Here is an 18,496-nt window from a genome sequence, read left to right as displayed (position 1 = left end):
GAAACCTCTTAGCGCTGATGGTAGTGTGGGGTTACCCATGTGAGAGTAAGTCATCGCCAGCTCATTATTCTAAACACCCCCGTTCTAATGAATGGGGGTGTTTCTTTATTGGGGCAGAAAAAATATATGTGTGGGAAATAAACATAAAATTAAACTATGACTTGAGTTTTTAAATTTAATAGAAAAACTATACAATCGAAGGGTAATCAATTAAACAAAATTAAAAGAGAACTACCTCCTCTTAATTAACTTTTTATAACAAGATTTCGCGTCTGACTTTATTTGAGAACTATGTTTGATAGAATTAATTTAATAAGATTATTTTTATAATTGGAAAAATCTCTTTTTTCTTCTGCAAATTTCAGTTGGATATGTATGACAAATGGAGACTATATGTTATAAATATTGAATAGGCATGATTTTTGCTTGTTTTATGGAAAATGAAATATATGAAATTATCTGTTGGATTGAAAGTAGCGAATTCTCTATCGTTAACACCTCAATTGCAGCAGGCGATTCGTTTGTTACAACTCTCTAGTTTAGAGCTTGAACAGGAAATTCAGATTCAACTAGATAGTAATCCTTTACTTGAAAAAATAGAAGAAGAATCACTAACGGAGAGTCTGGCTGCATTAGAAAATAAAGAATCGGATGACTTAACGACTGAGCTAAATGCAGATCATTTACCTGATGATTTACCTGTTGATACAGAGTGGGATGATGTTTATACCCATCAATCAACAGCTTTGGCTACTCCAGAATTTGAAGAGCGAGAAGATAATCGCCAAGTTCAATTGTCGCTAAAGGAACATATTCTAGAACAAGTTAACCTTTTGCATTTTTCTAAAATAGATCAATTAATTGCTTATTGTATTGTTGATGCATTAGATGATAAGGGATTTTTAGATGCTGAAATTGAAGAAATAATTTTAGCGGCACAACAATTATTGAATGAAATGGATATTGAGGAAGAGATCGAAGAAGATGAGGTTTTAGTTGTTTTAAAACACATTCAACGACTTGATCCTTTAGGGATTGGTTCACGTAATTTAGCGGAATGTTTAAAGGTACAGCTCGAATTTCTACCGAAAGATGTTGAATATCTAAACGAAGCAAAAAATCTATTGCAGTATTATGAGCTTTTGATAGCCAATGATCTTAATAAATTGCTCAAACAAACTGGTTTAACGAAAGACCAATTAAAATTTGCAATCAATCTTTTAAAAACGTTAAAACCTTATCCTGGTATGGATTTTGATAAGCAAGAATCTGATTATCAAATTCCCGATGTAGTGGTTTCAAAAAAAGATTTACATTGGCAGGTTCAGCTAAACCCAGATGTACTTCCTAAATTAAGAATTAATTCTTTTTACTCTAGTATGATTCGTAGAGCAGATCAGAGTGAGGATAATTTATATTTACGTAACCAAATGCTTGAGGCGAAAAACTTTATCAAAAGTATTGATGAAAGGCATAAAACGTTATTAAAAGTAGCTTCTTGTATCGTAGAGCATCAAAAAGCTTTTTTGGAAATAGGCCCGGAAGCGATGAAGCCGCTAGTTCTTCGAGACGTGGCAGAAGAAGTCGAATTGCATGAATCTACAGTTTCTCGTGTAACTACAAATAAATATATGCTTACGCCTCGTGGTCTATTTGAGTTGAAATATTTTTTCTCTAGCCATGTAGGAACAACAGCAGGGGGAGAGGCATCTTCCACCGCAATTCGGGCAATGATTAAGAAACTAGTCGCCAACGAAAATCCACGTAAGCCTTTGTCAGATAATGTAATTGCTACATTGTTAAAGGATGAGGGAATTGAAGTGGCTCGAAGAACGGTTGCAAAATATCGAGAATCGTTACATATTCCTTCGTCGTCTGAAAGAAAAGTCTTGATCTGAATTTTGAAGTATGGCTATTCTAGAGATTCATTATGACGAAATAATGAAATTTCATTTTCACCAAGAGAGTAACTAAAATGGTTTAATTGTTCTAAGTTTTCTTTTTGATAGCATTAAATCGTTTTAGTTCTTCTTTAGATAACCTAAAAAAGGTGAGGGATAGAATTATGCAAATAACGATTCGTGGACATCATTTAGCAATTACACCAGCTATAGAAGAAAATATTAAATCAAAATTTAATCAGTTAACAAAACACTTAGATCAGGTGAATAGTATGCAGATTAAATTAACAAAAGATCATCAAATTGATAAGCGCTCTCATAAAGGTAGTTCGAACCATGTTGCAGAGGCTATTGTAAGATTGCCGGGAATTGAGTTGTTTGCTCAGGCAACTGCTGATGATATGTATACTTCAATTAAAAAACTAACTGAAAAATTAAAAAAACAATTATTAAAATATCGGAAAATGCAGTGCACTTATTCGCAAGTTGCTGTTTCTATTTAATAAGTTTTATATAATTGAAAGAGGCTTGAAACATAGCCTCTTTTTTATTGATAAAATATAAACACGTACTGAATTCTTTGAAAAAGTTATAGTAAAATACTTCGTTTTACACCTTAGGTTGTGTCAGAGGTCTTTGCAATGAATAGTGAACAGCTCACTCAAATTTTAAAAGAAGCTTTCCCTGAAGCGGAAGTAGCGGTGAGCGGACAGGCCGGAAAATTTGACCTCCGTATTGTGGATGATCAATTTGACGGTAAGCGTACTGTTGCTCGCCAACAATTAGTTTATGCACCATTAAATACTTATATTGCAAGTGGCGAAGTTCACGCGGTAACAATTCGTGCAATGACCAAAGATGAATGGCGTAAAGCAAGCCTTTTCGGAGCTTAAATATTAATGGATAAATTTTTAATTACGGGTGGTGTTAAGCTCGACGGGGAAGTGCGCATTTCTGGTGCTAAAAATGCAGCTTTACCATTACTTGCTGCAACTATTCTTGCAGACTCTCCAATTACGATCACTAATGTTCCAAATCTTAAAGACGTAAATACTTTGGTCAAGTTGATTGGTGGTTTAGGGGTTACAATCGGCTATGAAAATGACACAGTAAAAGCTGATACCTCTACTTTAGATAATCAGTTTGCTCCTTATGAGCTAGTAAAAACAATGCGTGCCTCAATTTTGGTTTTAGGACCATTATTAGCGCGTTACGGTAATGCGAAAGTTTCTTTACCAGGTGGTTGTGCAATTGGATCACGTCCAGTTGATCAACATTTAAAAGCTTTAGAAGCTTTAGGTGCACATATTGAAGTTGAAAATGGTTATGTCCATGCTTCAGTTGAAGGTCGTTTAAAAGGTGGCGAAGTTGTTTTTGATATGGTTACCGTTGGCGGTACTGAAAACATCTTGATGGCTGCTGCACTAGCTGATGGTGTTACGACTATTCGTAATGCAGCTCGTGAGCCTGAGATCACTGACCTTGCTCAAATGCTCATTAAAATGGGCGCTAAGATTGAAGGACTTGATACTGATACTCTTGTTGTAACTGGAGTAGAAAGTTTGCATGGCTGTGAATATGCTGTGGTAGCTGATCGTATCGAAACGGGATCTTATTTGGCTGCTGCGGCAATTACGGGCGGTCGTGTCAAAACTACACATACCGACCCTGCATTACTTGAATCTGTTTTGGATAAGTTTGAAGAAATGGGTGCCGAAGTCACTCGTGGTGATGACTGGATCGAACTTGATATGTTAGGCAAACGCCCTAAAGCTGTAAGTTTTAGAACTTTGCCACATCCAGAGTTTCCAACAGATATGCAAGCTCAGCTTATGGCTGTAAATGCTATTGGTCGTGGATTTGCAACTATCTCTGAAACGATTTTTGAAAATCGTTTTATGCATGTTCCTGAATTGTCACGCATGGGTGCTAATATTCAGGTTGAAGGTCATGATGCTGTCGTGACTGGAGTAGAAACTTTACAGGCTGCACCTGTAATGGCAACAGATTTGCGTGCTTCGTTCTCTCTAGTTTTGGCAGCTTTAGTGGCAGAAGGAGATACCTTAATTGACCGTATCTACCATATTGACCGTGGTTATGAGCATGTCGAAGAGAAACTTCAAGGTTTAGGTGCCAAAATTAAGCGAGTAAGTTAATGAATGATGTAAGAAACGATGATCCTAATTTTGATGTGATGGGCAATTTTGATCATGGTTTGACCTTGGCACTCAGTAAAGGACGTATCTTAAAAGAGACGTTACCTTTACTAGCTACAGCGGGTATTAATTTGCTCGAAGATCCGGAAAAGTCCCGCAAACTGATTTTTCCTACTACGCATAAGCAAGTACGTATTTTGATTTTACGTGCATCTGATGTGCCTACCTATGTAGAAAATGGCGCAGCAGATTTAGGTGTAGCAGGCAAAGATGTGTTGATGGAACATGGCGCTCAGCATGTATATGAGCTACTTGACCTGAAAATCGCTAAGTGTAAATTAATGACTGCTGGTAAAGTGGGAATGGAACGTCCAAAAGGCCGTTTAAAAATTGCCACGAAATACGTCAATCTTACACGTCAGTATTATGCAAGCTTAGGTGAGCAAGTCGATGTGATCAAACTCTATGGTTCTATGGAGTTAGCGCCTTTGGTGGGTTTGGGTGATTACATTGTCGATGTGGTCGACACTGGTAATACGCTAAGAGCGAATGGTCTTGAGCCATTAGAGGAAATTTGCAAAGTTTCTTCACGTTTAATTGTAAATAAAGCTAGTTTTAAACGTAAGCAAACTCTATTAAATCCAATCATTTCACAGCTTGAGCAAGCTGTTCAATCACGTTAAAAGCAATTTCCCATCATGCTTTTGTGATAGTTGCTTCAGATGATGCCCACAAGCGCTTAGAAAAAGAGTAAACTTGGTTTTTCTTTTTCGCCTTGTGGGTAAATTGATGCGACGTTTATCGACTCAAGATCAGAACTTCAAACAGGTTTTTGCTGAGCTTTTAGCATTTGAAACTGTAAATGATCTTAATTTAGTGCAAACAGTAGATCAAATTATTGCTGATGTTCGTCAGCATGGTGATGATCATGTTTTGAAGCTTACTCAACAGTTCGATAGACATCCTGCGCATCAATTTTCAGATTTAGAATTATCTCAACAACAACTTAAAACTGCTTTTGATAATTTAAGCCCAGAAATTCGTGATGCTCTAGAGTTAGCAGCAAAGCGTATTCGTTCATTTCATGAAGCTCAGAAACAAGAGAGCTGGACTTATATAGATGATTTGGGTAATACATTAGGACAAAAAGTCACACCTCTAGACCGTGTGGGTATTTATGTACCAGGTGGTTTAGCCTCTTATCCGTCTTCAGTTTTAATGAATGCAGTGCCAGCCCATGTTGCTGGTGTACCTGAAATTATTATGGTTGTTCCTGCACCAAACGGTGAATTAAATCCATTGGTTCTAGCTGCGGCTTACCTTGCAGGAGTGAGTCGAGTATTCACTATTGGGGGAGCTCAAGCTGTAGCAGCTCTTGCTTATGGTACTCAGACTATTCCACCTGTAGATAAAATTACTGGCCCTGGAAATCGTTTTGTGGCGGCTGCCAAACGCGCTGTATTTGGTCAGGTTGGTATTGATATGATTGCTGGACCTTCTGAAATTTTAGTATATGCAGAAGGTGAAAATAATGCAGATTGGTTAGCTATGGATGTTTTATCTCAGGCTGAACATGACACAGTTGCTCAAGCTATTTTCATTACTCCTGATGAAGCTTTGCTTAATGCGGTAGAGTTGGCAATTGAAAAGCATTTAAATGAATTGCCAAAGGCAGACATTGCGAGAACTTCGATTGAAAACCGTGGTGCTTTGGTATTAGTAAAGGACCGTGCAGAAGCAATTGATTTGATTAATCAAGTTGCACCAGAACATTTGGAACTTTGCTTAGATGATGCCGAGGCTATGAGTGAAGATATTCGCCATGCTGGAGCAATTTTCATGGGGCGCTATACACCTGAAGCAATTGGTGACTATTGTGCAGGCCCAAACCATGTATTACCGACCTCTGGAACTGCTCGTTTTTCTTCTCCATTAGGTGTTTATGATTTCCAAAAACGTTCGAGCTTAATTATGTGTTCGAAAGATGGAGTCAAATCGTTAGCTAAGACAGCAGATATATTGGCTGTTCAAGAGAACTTAGATGCCCATGCACGCTCAGCTCGCTATCGTTATCAATAAGCTTATAAACCTTGTAGTTTTTTAATTATTACTCAGGGCTGGTTTTCAGCCCTTTTTTGAGATAAGACCATGACTTTATCTACAGCACAAATGCGCTTTTGGAGTCCAGAAGTTCGTGAGTTAGAGCCGTATGTTCCTGGTGAACAGCCTAAAATTCAGAATTTATTGAAGCTCAATACAAATGAAAATCCATATCCGCCATCACCAAAAGTAGTTGAAGCAGTTCAAGCTGTTTTAACTCATCAGGCTGATGCATTGCGTTTATATCCAGACCCAGATGCTACGGCATTAAAACATGCGATTGCTAAGCAACAAGATATTGAAGTTTCGCAAGTTTTTGTTGGTAATGGCTCAGATGAAGTACTTGCTCATATTTTTAAAGCATTTTTTCTTCAAGATGAACCAATTCTTTATCCAGATATCACTTATAGCTTTTATCCAGTTTATAGTCAGTTTTTTGGTACAAAGACTAAAGAAATCCCACTCAATGATAATTTTGAGATAGAAGTTAAAGATTATGTGCAACCAAATGGTGGGGTTATTATTACAAACCCTAATGCTCCAACAAGTATTGCACTAGGCTTAGCAGAAATCGAACAAATTTTAAAAGCTAATCCAGATCGAGTGGTTGTCATTGATGAGGCTTATGTTGATTTTGGTGCAGAATCAGCGGTGAGTTTAGTAAATCGCTATGAGAATCTGGTTGTGTGCCAAACAACTTCAAAATCTCGCTCTCTTGCGGGTTTACGCGTTGGCTTCGCGATTGCTCAGTCTCATTTAATTGCTGCACTTGAAGCTGTCAAAAATAGCTTTAACTCATATCCTATTGATCGTTTTGCAATTGCAGCAGCGGTAGCCTCTTTTGAAGATCAAACTTATTTTGAAGAACAATGTCAAAAAGTTATTTCTAGTCGTGAAAAGTTAGTAGATGAATTAACTGCTTTGGGCTTTAAAGTTTTACCTTCTAAAGCAAACTTTATTTTTGCTTCACATCCATCGCATGATGCAGGTCAGCTTGCACAGCAATTACGTGAGCAGGGCATTATTGTGCGCTATTTCAATAAGCCTCGTATTAATCAATTCTTGCGAATTACTGTAGGAACTGATGAGCAAAATGAGCGTTTAGTACATACATTAAAAGAAGATATTCTCTAAATTTTACTCTGCTGTGCTGTTCATTAAGTTCAGCATAGCAGAGACTTTATCAAGACTTTCTTGATATTCTGCTTCTGCATTTGATGCAATCGTAATACCACCACCTGCCCATAAAGAGAGCTGATTCTGATATTGTTGAAAACTACGGATGAGAATATTCCAGCGACCAGTTCCATCAAAATTGAAGTAACCCAATGTCCCGCAATATGCACCTCTTGAAGCTTCCTCTAGCTCTTCAATGATCTGCATTGCCCGAATTTTGGGAGCTCCTGTGATTGAACCTCCTGGTAAGGCAGAGAGCAGCATTTGCATAGGATTAATATCATCTTTAAGAGTCGCAACGATCTCGCTTACCATGTGATGTACTTGATTAAAACTTTCAATCTCGAATAATTTTGTTGTTTTTACAGATCCTGTATTGGCATAAATGCTCAAATCATTACGTAATAAATCGACAATCATCACGTTTTCTGCTTGGTCTTTTTGAGAGTTTTTTAAGGTTTGTTTAGAAATAAAATCTTTTTCTGCATTTTCATAGCGAGGCATTGTGCCTTTAATAGGTCTAGTTTTAATTTGTTTATTTTGATTGAACTCGATGAAAAGCTCGGGAGAGCAACTTAATAATTCAAAATCATCTAATTTTAAATAACCTGCATATGGAGCATTTGTAAGTTGCCATAAATCTTTAGCTTTATTTAATAAGGATCCTGAAAATTTAGCTTTAAACTCTTGGGTTAAATTAATTTGATAGCAATCTCCAGCCTTAATATATTCTTGTATTTTATAGAAAGCATCGAAATATTGTTTTTTAGACCATCTTGGTTGAATAGTGGTTTTTAATTCAAATGTATTTTTAGAGTTATTGGAACCAAAATTCTCTATTTTATTTTTAATATATGAGAATAGATCAATTGCATTTTCTTCATCACTAAAAAAATACCAATCATTATCTATATATTTTAAAAAAGATCGATATTGACCTAGGAATAAAGAAGGTTGTATATGATTTTGCCCATTAATAAATTGATGCGCACTGAAATCATAGCTGATAAAACCAATATAACCACCTATAAAACTTGTTGTTGATTTAATATCTTTACTTAAATTATTTTCTTTAAATTGAATGAAATTTAAAAGTTGATTTGATTTTGATCTATTTTTATATTCGTTAAAATTTTGGCGCTCAAATTCTAAATAATTTTCATTTTGAATAATAATATAATCTTGCGGAAGAAATCCAATAGTTGGGTTGTTGTTGTCATTTAAATAAATAAGCCCAGTTAAACCATCTAATTTTTTTAAAATATCGGCAGCATTTTTACTATATAAAGAGATTTTTTTCTTTAACTGAGACATTTTTAAATAAAAGAGTGTTTAATGAGAGAGTAGTTAGTTTACTATAAGTTGTACTTCATCAGGAGAAAGTCTTTTAAGTACTAAACTTTTTGCTGATAAAATGAACGAAATTTTAACTGAGAATTTATTGTTTTTAGCAAGGTTTGTGTAGAAAAACTTGAGTGTACCGTTTGTCGGGTAATTGGCAAAAAATGCACAACACTAGTTGAACAAAAATTAACGTAGATGTAATTTAGTAATTGCTAAGCAAAACTACTCAAGGACTGGAAGTTTCGGTTGCCATATAAAGAAAAATGCAACTTGAGACAATAGAGTGGTTAAGTCAAAAAATAAATGCTCTTGGGAGAGTGCTCAATGAAAATGTTTACTAAACTTGCTTTAGTTTCTTCTTTAGCTATCAGTGCAAATGCAATGGCAATGCAGTCAATGGACGATGCTGCGCTTAGTGCTGCTACTGGTCAAGATGGTATTAATATCGGTATCGCTTTAGGTACTGGCGGTATTTCTATCGATAAATTATTTATTCATGACAATGATGGTTTGGATCCTGCTACTGGTATTACTGGTGCTGCAGCAACTGCAGGTGCAATTACAATCACAGGTACAACGGCAACTGGCGGTAAAGCGATAACCCTTACGCAGGTAGATACGACACAGAATCTATTGGATCTTAAAATTGATAGCGTTGGTGCATCTGCTACAAATGGCGCGTTTTTAAACGTTGCTGCAAATGTAGGGGCAGTTAATGTAAAAGTTGGTTCTATTGGTGTTGGTAGTTCTGGTACTTTAAATGAAACTACTGCTGTACGTGGTATTACAGAAGCTGCTCCAACTGAAATTCTTTCTGGTTTGGATTTATCTTTAGGCGCTATTTCAGCTAATGTTCAATTAGGTGCTACGCCACAAGGTGCAATGATTAAAGTAAATTCAAGTTTACAAGGTGGTTTAACTCTATCTAACCTAGGTATTAACGATGCCGCTGGCGGTGGTAAAATCTTCTTGGATAAAGTTATGGTCCGTGGTGCTGGTAATACAACTGGTAACTTAGATGTGAATGCAGATATTTCTGTTGTACCGACTGGCTTAAAAATTCAAAATAATAGTGCTCAAGGCATGAATGTCTATGCACAGGGTATTCGTTTAGGTTCAAATACTGCTGCTTCAATTGGTGATGTGGAAATCCAAGGTATTAATGTTGGTACTTCTACAATTACAATTTCTGGTCACTAATTTAAAAGCTTTAGTAAAAAAGCGCGTTTAATACGCGCTTTTTTAATTTATTAACTCATCTAATTTTGTTATATAAAAATATATTTTAATTGATAAAAACAATCTATTAATTTAAAAATCAACTTAAATTAAGCATAAAAGTCTCTCTATTTTTATAAAACTAAACGTTCATCAAAAAAAATTAAAAAAAGGCTGTTTTTTTCAAAAAAAAAAGGTATCTTCAACACACAGGGATGTAGAGCTATTGCTCTAAGAATAAAATGAATAAGGCCGGTTTGGCCACCATTTAGAACAAGTGCTTATGTTAGAGATTGCTTTGGGCTCAGCATTGATATATTACTTTGCGACAGAAGCCTTCGAAATAGAAAAAAAGCCACCGGGAACTGTTTATTATACAGAAACGGCCGATTCACGTAATTTATCTTTTCGCCGAAATCATATTGAGCCTGTAACGATTAAGCCAGCGATAGAAGATCAATTTCGCGGTATTGTTCGACAAGCATATGACTATAGCTGTGGTTCAGCTGCACTTACAACTTTGTTGAATGGTTATGTGGGTACAAGCTTAACTGAACAACAAACAATGAGTGGTTTACTTCAGTATGGTGAGTATCAACGAATTATTGACCGCCGTAGCTTTTCACTACTTGATATGAAGCGTTTCGTAACTGCTATTGGTTTGGATAGTGGCGGTTATCGAGGAGAGTTCTCTGATTTAGTTAAATTAGGTCAACCTGCGATTGTTCCCATTTCATATGCTGGTTTTAAACATTTTGTCGTATATAAAGCTTATAAAGATGGACGAGTCTATGTAGCTGATCCTGCTTTAGGCAATATCAGCTTTGATGAAAATCGCTTTAAAGAGGTTTGGGATAATAATACTTTATTTGTTATTTCTGTGCCTGAATCACAGCGTAAAGACTTATTAACATTGAAAGATGCTGATATGCGTCATGTGGAAGATGCAACTGTTAACCGTTATGCCTTTGTGGATGTGCAATATCCAACGTTTAATTATGATCGTTTAGCAAATAAAGCCTCAACAATGCGAAGGGTTCTGGATAATGATAGTCACTCTTCCAATCATAATCAGCCGATAGAAACTTATATGCGTCTTTATTACAAGCGTAAGTAATGAAAATTTGATTTAGTAAAATAAATAAATTGGGTGGGAAGAAATATGAATAATCGATGGATGAAGATGAGTGTATTGGCATTAAGCATGAGTGCTATTACAGGTACACTTTATGCAGATGATCAAGTTGCACAAGCAGATGTACAAAATAGTACAGCTGTTTCTGAAGCGACCACGGTATCAGATGTAACGCCAACATCAAATTCAGTGCAAGAAGATGCATTAGCTCCGACTAATGGATCTACCACTACTGAATCTGAACCTACATCAGCTAATCCAGAAGCAAATCAAGCCGCGACTGCTTTACAGAAAAAAGAAGGAGATGCGAGCCAAGAGACCAATTTACAAGAAGTTTTTACCTCGAATGAACGACAATATTCATTAATTAAAAAAGGCGAAATTTCAACATATTATGATCTCGATTATACCTATTACCGCGATAGTATTTTAGATTTAGCATTAGGAGATGATAATTCTAGTATTAGTCGATTGAGTATTAGGGAAGATGCTCAGCATACATTGACCAACAGTTTTACAGCTCAATATGGTGTTTTAGATAATTTAACACTTTCAGCGACTGTACCTCTTGTTGCTAAATCTGATATTGCTAGTGATTCAGATACTGCAGGGTTAGGGGATATTTCATTAGGTGCACGTTGGGAACCTTTCCCATTGAAACAAGGACGCTTACCTTTAGTTTTGTTTGGTAGCGTTTCTACTAAAACTGGCGATAGTCCATATGAAGTTGCTCAAAATGAACTTTCAACTGGTAAAGGTTATTACTCTGTAGGTTTAGGAGCAAGTACTCGTAAATATATCGATCCGGTGGTTTTATTTGCTTCAGCATCTGCCAATTATGGTTTTAAAGAGACTGGTTTAAATCAGGTACGTGGTAATCGTATTTTAGAATCTTTTGATCCTGGAATCAGTGGAGGATTCTCTTTCGGTTTTGCCTATTCCTTTAACTATGATGTGTCCTTAACCATGTCTTACCAACAAAGCTTTAACTTAAATTCAGAGTTTCAGTTTGCAAATGGTGAATCATATCAGTCACCAGATCAGAGTAGTGCGGTGATGGCTTTTGCTTTGGGGGTACGTGTTTCACCTGATACGATTGTTAACGGTACAGTTGGCTTTGGTTTAACAGAGGATGCACCAGATGTTTCACTTGGTTTGTCATTCCCGCTAGATATCTTAGGTTTGCGCAAAAAATAAAAATAAGGAGATAGGCAGGTGAAATATCCTAAATTATGTCCTTTAACAATGGCAATTGTGATCTCTGGTTTTTCTAGCTTTGCCAATGCTCAATTAGGACAAAACCTAGCTGTTGATATTCGTTCATTATCGATGGGGAATGCTGTAACAGCAGATCCACCAGGTATTAGTGCTGTTCATTTTAACCCTGCAGCGTTAGCCAAGATTGATGGGCTACAAACTGATGTACAGGGTATTCTTGCTAATTTTGATATCCAACGCGAGTTTTCAGCCCCCCCTGGCTATAATATTTTTGGTTATTCAGATGATCCTCTTGTCTGTAATGATGGACCAGAGGTTACTGCTAATATTTGTACAGATTTTAAGGGACCTGTGCGTGGTGATGTTGAATACGCTAGCTTGTATGTCCCTATCCTTAAAAAAATGGTTGATTTAGGGGAGGGTTATCCACTGGTTGCTCCTACTGCAGGAATTGCCTACAAACCACCTGGCTCAAAAGTAACTTATGCAACAGCGATATATGCACCATTGGTTGCTGGTTTTGGAGCAGAAAATGGAAATGCTGGTAACTATATGGGGCAGCAAGTTGCAGTAGAGCGAATCACCTATTTATCCCCATCTTTTGGTTTTCAAGTAAATGATCACTTATCAATTGGTGCCTCAATTGGTATGTCTTATAACGCACTAGCATTGAAAACTGATCTTCGCTTTCCAAATGAGATGCTTGGTGTATTGCGTATGGTTGATGAAGTGGTTTGCGCACCATTTAAGAATAACAATGACATGATTACCGACTTATTATTATTTGGTATGTGTAATGCTCAGGAAGGAATGAACCCATTTAATAAAATGGGAGCTTTACAAGTTTCATTGGAGCAGTCTTTAAGTCCAAGTTATAACCTGGGCTTGTTGTGGGAACCGACAGATGATTTTGGCTTTGGTATGGTTTATCAAAGTTCAGCCAAGATGCGTATGAAAGGCAAATACTTAATTGATAATGCTAAAGCACCTCAAGAATTGATTAAGGGATTGAATTCCTCTGCTACAGGTCAAATTTTAGCTAGAATTTTAGGTCTTCCTGGTTATGTGCCTGATATTGAATCAGGTTTAGTTGCAATGGATCTAGAGTATCCTGCACATTTTCAGGCAGGTATTAAGTACAAGATCTTGCCAGACCTACAAGTGAATTTTGATGTTGGATGGACAGATTATTCGGCATGGGATAAATTTAAATTTGAATTTGATCGTCAAATCTCATTACTTAAAGTAGCAAAACTATTATCTAATGATGTGACTGATAACTCTTTAGCATTACCATTAAAATTTACTTCACCATGGAGTTGGGGGATTGGTTTAGAGTATTCGGCAACGGATCGTCTAAAATTACGAGCTGGTTATGAGCCGCGAGCTAGTGCTATTCCTAATGACAAACGCAATACCATGGTTCCAATTAACAATGCACAGTTGTTTGGTTTAGGATTAGGATACCGTTTTGATGCAGATACGGATTTAGACCTTTCAGTTGGTTTCTTACGCAGTCGCGATAATATACCAGCTTGTACAAGTACTTTATCGAATAAATGCGGTGTCGATAATATCTTATTAAATCCTTATGCGGGTTTAGATGTAAAAACAAATACTAAAGTTACAGTGCTTGGTTTGAGTTATAGAACAAAATGGTAAGACAATATAAATGGATGTTTCGCCCTAAACTTGCTATCTCAATTTTATCTGTTGTAATGGCAAGTGTCTCTGTATCTTATGCAGACGGTTTTTACACGATTATAGGTCCTGATGGGCGTCCTATGATTGTACCGAGTAAAAAAGTTGATCAAAAAAGACAGCTACCTCCTAGAGTGGAAATACAATCTCAAAATCTACCGAATAAAATTATAATTGATCCAGCTCAAAAAGTTTCTAAAGAAAAAACTACTATCGATTCACCAAAAAAAATGGAGCAATCAACACAAAAGAAATTAAATACTGCACCGACTGCACCGACTGCACCGACTGCACCGACTGCACCGACTGCACCGACTGCACCGACTGCACCGACTGCACCGACTGCACCGACTGCACCGACTGCACCGACTGCACCGCAAAAAGTCCAAAATACTCAGCCTACTTCAGCAAATAGTCATGAATTAAAAACACCTATTGAAAATGTAAAACTTCAGACGGCATCTAATGATGAATGGCAGAAACAATTACTTTTAATTCCACCTCCGATCAAAAGTACTTCACAGGCTTCCCCTGAGCCAAATTCTTCACAAGATAAGTCTAAATTTACTACTATTGATGGCATAGAATATGTAAATAGTGAATATCTTGAAGACCAAGAGTTTAATTTAGAAGGAAAAAAACGTTTTTATATCGTGCCAGATGGTTTAGGCAGAACTGAGTCAATAGAACGTAAAAAAGGTCTAAGTCGATCAACGTTGGATCAGCTTTTTAATCGACATACTCAAGATACAGAGTCGGCAGTGGTATTAGCGCCGACGTATATACGTTTATCTTCTCAAGATTTAGAAGCAACTTTTGAACAAGATAAGTGTTTTATTAAAAATTATAATAAATCAATTAAAAAGCTCAGTATAAGTAAAGAAGTAAATTTGTGGCCAAGAAAACCTCTTAAAGAAAAGTTTGAGTATGAGTTGATAAAGCTTGATCCTTCAATTCAACATTTAAAACTTATGTCATTCGCTGCTAGTAATGAAAGACCTTTATATTATTGGCCTTTAGTTATTTTTTTAGATGATAAAGGGTGTATTTTAGAGGGGGTGAGCGGTTTCAAGAGTAAATCGTATCCTTCTACTCTATTACAACACGCATCAATCCAAGGTGTTTTAAAATTACCACCCTTAGCACATTACATGATGTTGACGCCATTATCCTCTGCCGTAGATGTGGCAGAAAATGAGTTAACGAATCAGGGACAAATTCAAATTTCAGTATTACGTTAAAAATAAGTAGGATATCTAATGAATAAAAAAGTTTTATGGCCTTTTGCACTTACCACATTGGCACTGATGCTAAACGGTTGTGGTGGTGGTAGTTCCACAATAAATGAGAATCCTACAAATGGATCAGGAGGAGCTACTGCTAATGGAAGTTGTTCCGTAACAAACAGTGATTGTCTACAATTCTCTTTAGATTACCCAATAGCGGGTATTAATTTTACCTGTAGTAGTGCAGCGAATCTAAGTTTTGTTACTAAGGCTTCTGGAAATAGTGTTATCGGATCTTGTAAAGCAGGCGATACTGCTAGTTTTTATTTGCAAGATACCAAAGCTACAAGAAAAATTGAACTAGGCTCTGTTAAGTTAGACACTGTTTCAAAAATTCAGATGACTGTTCCGCCACGTTTGAAAGTCATGGATATGGCGATTGGATTAACTGGGCAAACACCAACCTCACTTAACCAGAATGATCCTACAGTGCGGGTTGCAATGGCATTGGTAAAACTTTTTCAAAGCGTTGGCTTAGAGAGGGGAGATCATGTTGCTGGTGATTTGCAGCCAACCCAATTTACCGATGAGAAGAAAAATACTTTAAATATTTTAGTTCAAAATATTACAGCTACAGAATGGAAAAATAGTGCTTATGCCAATATTTTGAAACCATGGTTAGATGTAAGTCCAGTATCAGATACGCAAGCTTTTGAATTGGTAACGCAGTTGGCACACTTAAGTTTAGTAGGGTTATATCAATCAGATTATATTACTTTGGCTGAGCCTAATTTAATATCTGAAAATTTTTATGGATGTAATTTAACTAATTTAGCAGATTGCCCAAAAAATAGCGCTAATACCCAACATATGTTTGGTAATTTATTCTTACTATCTGATCGTCGGGGATATACATTTGGTTATGGTTTACAATGGAAAGGAACAAGTACAATTACAAGCCAGTTAGCAATTAGTGCAGTATTAAATGTCTTGACGAAATCTAAGCCAACTCAAATGGTTGCAGACTCGCAAACTACTTGGCTTGATCCAATACAGACAGAAATTAAATCAACACAACCATTCCGTTTAAAAACTTCTAGCAATACAAATGAAGATTTAGTGATTTATCAAGGCAAATTATTGAATGATTCACTTATTGCAGGACGTGATAGTTCATATTTCGGGTTAACAAATACTAAAACTCCTAATCCTCAGCAGTATGCTTTATGGAAACAGAGTGTTGATAACCAAAATTATAATGGTTCTATGGATATTTATAAGGTAAGCCCTGCGAGCTATCTGTCTAATCAGATCTTTAAAACAGCTAATAATGTCAAATCTGGTCAAACTTATATTTTCCCATTATATGCAACTCTAAACTTTAAATTTGATACAGCAGGAATTGCCCCTATTGATTTGGGTATTGTAGTTGATGAAAATGGAGACATTAGAACAGATATTAAACCTAATGCTACTGCAACAGACATGTCTGGTCAGTGTGGAGTGGTTTCGAATACGAGTTTAATTGATAACAATGGCGTTCAGCAGTACAGAATTGGCACAACTGGAGGAACAGAGTCGGCCACCAATGATAAGTCAATTACAGTAAGAATGATTTTTGGGGTGCCTCAATTAGGGAATTTAAATGGCATTGTGGTAGGCCTAAATTCAAATGTAGTTCAAAGTACTTCTCAAACTGGTAGCCAAACTTTACTTGTAAGTGGCGCAAAAATTAACGTTGCTAATCTATTACAAGGGCAGACCAGTGGTGCGAATCTTACTACCTATGATAACAAAACAGTTTCATGGTTAAATCCGTATGCTTTCTATCAACAAGTTTATAATAATATTAAAGATATTTCACCTGCTCCGACTGAGACTGAAAAAGCTTTAGGTCAACGTATGACTGGAACTGTGACACTTAGAACAGCTGATTGTTATCAGATTAAGACTAAATCTTAAAAAAATAAAAGACATATAAAAAAGACCGCGAAAGCGGTCTTTTTTATTATCTAATTGATTAACCTGTATGGTCTAAACGAGTACCCAAAGTTTCAAGATGTGTTGGAAAAACTTGTTTCTTACGATCTTCAAAATAATGTCTTAATGTATGTTCGACACTAGGAAAGGCCAGTTCTCCCCATGGAATTTCATGCTCTTCAAACAGACGACTTTCGATGCTTTCTTCACCAGCACCAAAAATGCCATCTTTCAGCTGTGCTTTGAAAAGAACATAAATTTGACCAATACGCGGAATATTGTACATACAATAAAGTTGTTCTATTTCTATCTCGGCTTCTGCTTCTTCACGAGTTTCACGTGCTGCACCTTGTTCCATGGTTTCGTACAATTCCATATAACCAGCAGGTAATGTCCATAAGCCATAACGAGGTTCAATCGCACGACGACAAAGTAATACTTTGTCTTCCCATAACGCTAAGGCACCGCAGATTACTTTGGGGTTTTCATAATGAATATTTCCACAATGAGTACAAACACGGCGTACTTTATGATCACCTAAAGGAATTTTTTGTTCGGTTTTATGCCCACACGCTACACAGAAACTCATAATTATCATCGAGTATAGAGATAACCCAGCATAACTGAATTTTTAGACTTACGCATCAACTCTATTCCCTAACTTTGATTTTCAGATATGATGCAAAGAGAGACAGAATAATAGGTGAATGGTATGGAAGAGCACTTGCTAACACAAAAGTTACAGCAAAGATTGCGCTTTTCCACCCGCATACAAGAAGCACAAGCTGCAGTACTCATTGCCATTACGAATGAGAATGATCCTAAGGTACTGCTTACACGCCGTTCAATACATATGAACAACCATGCGGGGGAAGTCTCTTTTCCTGGAGGAAAGCGTGATCCTAGTGATACCAGTAATATTGTTGTTGCATTAAGAGAAGCTCAAGAAGAGACAGCTTTAAATCCGTTTGATGTACAGTTGTTAGGTGATTTGCCGATGCAGCGAGCAAGAAGCGGTTTGTCTGTAAAACCGATCGTTGGGCTTATTCCTCCTGAGGTCACTTTAATACCTCAGCCTACCGAAATTGATCGAATTTTCTTTGTCCCGTTACAGCAACTGATCGAGACGCGTCCGACACCCTATGAAGTTCGATATGCTCATCAGTCTTTATATTTCCCAAGCTTACAGATTGATAATGAAATTATTTGGGGGTTAACTGCTCGTATGTTAGTTGCTCTGTTTAAATATGGACTAGGTTATCAAAAAGATTGGCCATTTTTACTTAACTCACCAACCTTTGGAATGCCAAAGTTTTCTCATAAAAAATAAAGATCAGGATT

16 protein-coding genes are annotated in these 18,496 nt (G+C 36.6%); 14 read left to right on the top strand and 2 right to left on the bottom strand.

Going from position 1 to position 18,496, the window contains the following annotated elements; genetic code table 11:
- Nucleotides 1-449: 449 nt before the first annotated feature.
- From WBW42_RS17305 to hisC, 7 genes are all read left to right on the top strand, one after another.
- Nucleotides 450-1,898, top strand: coding sequence for an RNA polymerase factor sigma-54 (locus WBW42_RS17305; RefSeq protein WP_017481232.1), 1,449 nt, complete (start codon nucleotides 450-452; stop codon nucleotides 1,896-1,898).
- Between the two features lie 167 nt (nucleotides 1,899-2,065).
- Entirely contained in the window at nucleotides 2,066-2,404 is a 339-nt protein-coding gene (hpf, locus tag WBW42_RS17300; RefSeq protein WP_005071251.1) for a ribosome hibernation-promoting factor, HPF/YfiA family, read from the top strand.
- 138 nt (nucleotides 2,405-2,542) lie between these two features.
- Entirely contained in the window at nucleotides 2,543-2,794 is a 252-nt protein-coding gene (gene ibaG / locus WBW42_RS17295; protein ID WP_002115399.1) for a BolA family iron metabolism protein IbaG, read from the top strand.
- A gap of 6 nt (nucleotides 2,795-2,800) precedes the next feature.
- A complete protein-coding gene (murA, locus tag WBW42_RS17290) occupies nucleotides 2,801-4,057 on the top strand; it encodes a UDP-N-acetylglucosamine 1-carboxyvinyltransferase (protein ID WP_002115380.1) in 1,257 nt (418 codons plus the stop codon).
- Nucleotides 4,057-4,740: an ATP phosphoribosyltransferase gene (gene hisG, locus WBW42_RS17285; protein WP_005071248.1), complete on the top strand. Its 684-nt coding sequence runs from the start codon at nucleotides 4,057-4,059 to the stop codon at nucleotides 4,738-4,740. Before murA ends, hisG begins: the two co-directional genes overlap by 1 nt.
- Before the next feature lie 106 nt (nucleotides 4,741-4,846).
- Nucleotides 4,847-6,136 carry a histidinol dehydrogenase gene (gene hisD / locus WBW42_RS17280; RefSeq protein ID WP_017481234.1) on the top strand — a complete coding sequence of 430 codons (1,290 nt, stop codon included), beginning with the start codon at nucleotides 4,847-4,849 and terminating at the stop codon, nucleotides 6,134-6,136.
- A 69-nt stretch (nucleotides 6,137-6,205) separates the two neighbouring features.
- Nucleotides 6,206-7,291, top strand: coding sequence for a histidinol-phosphate transaminase (gene hisC, locus WBW42_RS17275; protein ID WP_017481235.1), 1,086 nt, complete (start codon nucleotides 6,206-6,208; stop codon nucleotides 7,289-7,291).
- Nucleotides 7,292-7,294: 3 nt separating this feature from the next.
- Here the strand turns inward: hisC and WBW42_RS17270 are convergent, their stop codons facing one another.
- Nucleotides 7,295-8,647: an anthranilate synthase component I family protein gene (locus WBW42_RS17270; protein WP_032056968.1), complete on the bottom strand. Its 1,353-nt coding sequence runs from the start codon at nucleotides 8,645-8,647 to the stop codon at nucleotides 7,295-7,297.
- Nucleotides 8,648-9,001: 354 nt separating this feature from the next.
- On the opposite strand from WBW42_RS17270, the gene filA reads away from it, so the two are divergent.
- The 6 genes from filA (at nucleotide 9,002) to filF (ending at nucleotide 17,137) form a co-directional block, all read left to right on the top strand.
- Nucleotides 9,002-9,877 (top strand): putative pilus system protein FilA, encoded by an 876-nt coding sequence (gene filA / locus WBW42_RS17265; protein WP_017481236.1) that lies wholly within the window; start codon nucleotides 9,002-9,004, stop codon nucleotides 9,875-9,877.
- Nucleotides 9,878-10,178: 301 nt separating this feature from the next.
- Entirely contained in the window at nucleotides 10,179-11,012 is an 834-nt protein-coding gene (filB, locus tag WBW42_RS17260) for a putative pilus system C39 family peptidase FilB (RefSeq protein ID WP_284106443.1), read from the top strand.
- Between the two features lie 45 nt (nucleotides 11,013-11,057).
- Entirely contained in the window at nucleotides 11,058-12,227 is a 1,170-nt protein-coding gene (filC, locus tag WBW42_RS17255; protein ID WP_005071236.1) for a putative pilus system protein FilC, read from the top strand.
- Between the two features lie 18 nt (nucleotides 12,228-12,245).
- Nucleotides 12,246-13,910 carry a putative pilus system OmpP1/FadL family transporter FilD gene (gene filD, locus WBW42_RS17250; protein ID WP_032007207.1) on the top strand — a complete coding sequence of 555 codons (1,665 nt, stop codon included), beginning with the start codon at nucleotides 12,246-12,248 and terminating at the stop codon, nucleotides 13,908-13,910.
- Nucleotides 13,904-15,190, top strand: coding sequence for a putative pilus assembly protein FilE (filE, locus tag WBW42_RS17245; RefSeq protein WP_336735250.1), 1,287 nt, complete (start codon nucleotides 13,904-13,906; stop codon nucleotides 15,188-15,190). Before filD ends, filE begins: the two co-directional genes overlap by 7 nt.
- A gap of 18 nt (nucleotides 15,191-15,208) precedes the next feature.
- The gene (filF, locus tag WBW42_RS17240) at nucleotides 15,209-17,137 is read left to right on the top strand and encodes a putative pilus system protein FilF (protein WP_032056966.1); all 1,929 of its coding nucleotides are present in this window, start codon (nucleotides 15,209-15,211) and stop codon (nucleotides 17,135-17,137) included.
- A 58-nt stretch (nucleotides 17,138-17,195) separates the two neighbouring features.
- Here filF and WBW42_RS17235 read toward each other — a convergent pair whose 3' ends face one another.
- Nucleotides 17,196-17,744 (bottom strand): NUDIX hydrolase, encoded by a 549-nt coding sequence (locus WBW42_RS17235; protein ID WP_017400079.1) that lies wholly within the window; start codon nucleotides 17,742-17,744, stop codon nucleotides 17,196-17,198.
- A gap of 114 nt (nucleotides 17,745-17,858) precedes the next feature.
- Here WBW42_RS17235 and WBW42_RS17230 point away from each other — a divergent pair, with 114 nt between their 5' ends.
- Nucleotides 17,859-18,485 (top strand): CoA pyrophosphatase, encoded by a 627-nt coding sequence (locus tag WBW42_RS17230; RefSeq protein ID WP_014208431.1) that lies wholly within the window; start codon nucleotides 17,859-17,861, stop codon nucleotides 18,483-18,485.
- The last annotated feature ends 11 nt before the right edge of the window (nucleotides 18,486-18,496 follow it).

The organism is Acinetobacter sp. LT1 (assembly GCF_059800965.1).
Note: the sequence above shows the minus strand (reverse complement) of the source record. Positions and strands in the feature narration are given on the sequence as shown.

Coding starts and splice junctions, on each gene's coding strand:
- filC (WP_005071236.1), top strand. CDS start 11,058: ATGAATAATCGATGGATGAAGATGAGTGTATTGGCATTAAGCATGAGT.
- ibaG (WP_002115399.1), top strand. CDS start 2,543: ATGAATAGTGAACAGCTCACTCAAATTTTAAAAGAAGCTTTCCCTGAA.
- WBW42_RS17305 (WP_017481232.1), top strand. CDS start 450: ATGAAATTATCTGTTGGATTGAAAGTAGCGAATTCTCTATCGTTAACA.
- hpf (WP_005071251.1), top strand. CDS start 2,066: ATGCAAATAACGATTCGTGGACATCATTTAGCAATTACACCAGCTATA.
- filE (WP_336735250.1), top strand. CDS start 13,904: ATGGTAAGACAATATAAATGGATGTTTCGCCCTAAACTTGCTATCTCA.
- WBW42_RS17235 (WP_017400079.1), bottom strand. CDS start 17,744: ATGAGTTTCTGTGTAGCGTGTGGGCATAAAACCGAACAAAAAATTCCT.
- murA (WP_002115380.1), top strand. CDS start 2,801: ATGGATAAATTTTTAATTACGGGTGGTGTTAAGCTCGACGGGGAAGTG.
- filF (WP_032056966.1), top strand. CDS start 15,209: ATGAATAAAAAAGTTTTATGGCCTTTTGCACTTACCACATTGGCACTG.
- filB (WP_284106443.1), top strand. CDS start 10,179: ATGTTAGAGATTGCTTTGGGCTCAGCATTGATATATTACTTTGCGACA.
- WBW42_RS17270 (WP_032056968.1), bottom strand. CDS start 8,647: ATGTCTCAGTTAAAGAAAAAAATCTCTTTATATAGTAAAAATGCTGCC.
- hisG (WP_005071248.1), top strand. CDS start 4,057: ATGAATGATGTAAGAAACGATGATCCTAATTTTGATGTGATGGGCAAT.
- filA (WP_017481236.1), top strand. CDS start 9,002: ATGAAAATGTTTACTAAACTTGCTTTAGTTTCTTCTTTAGCTATCAGT.
- hisC (WP_017481235.1), top strand. CDS start 6,206: ATGACTTTATCTACAGCACAAATGCGCTTTTGGAGTCCAGAAGTTCGT.
- hisD (WP_017481234.1), top strand. CDS start 4,847: ATGCGACGTTTATCGACTCAAGATCAGAACTTCAAACAGGTTTTTGCT.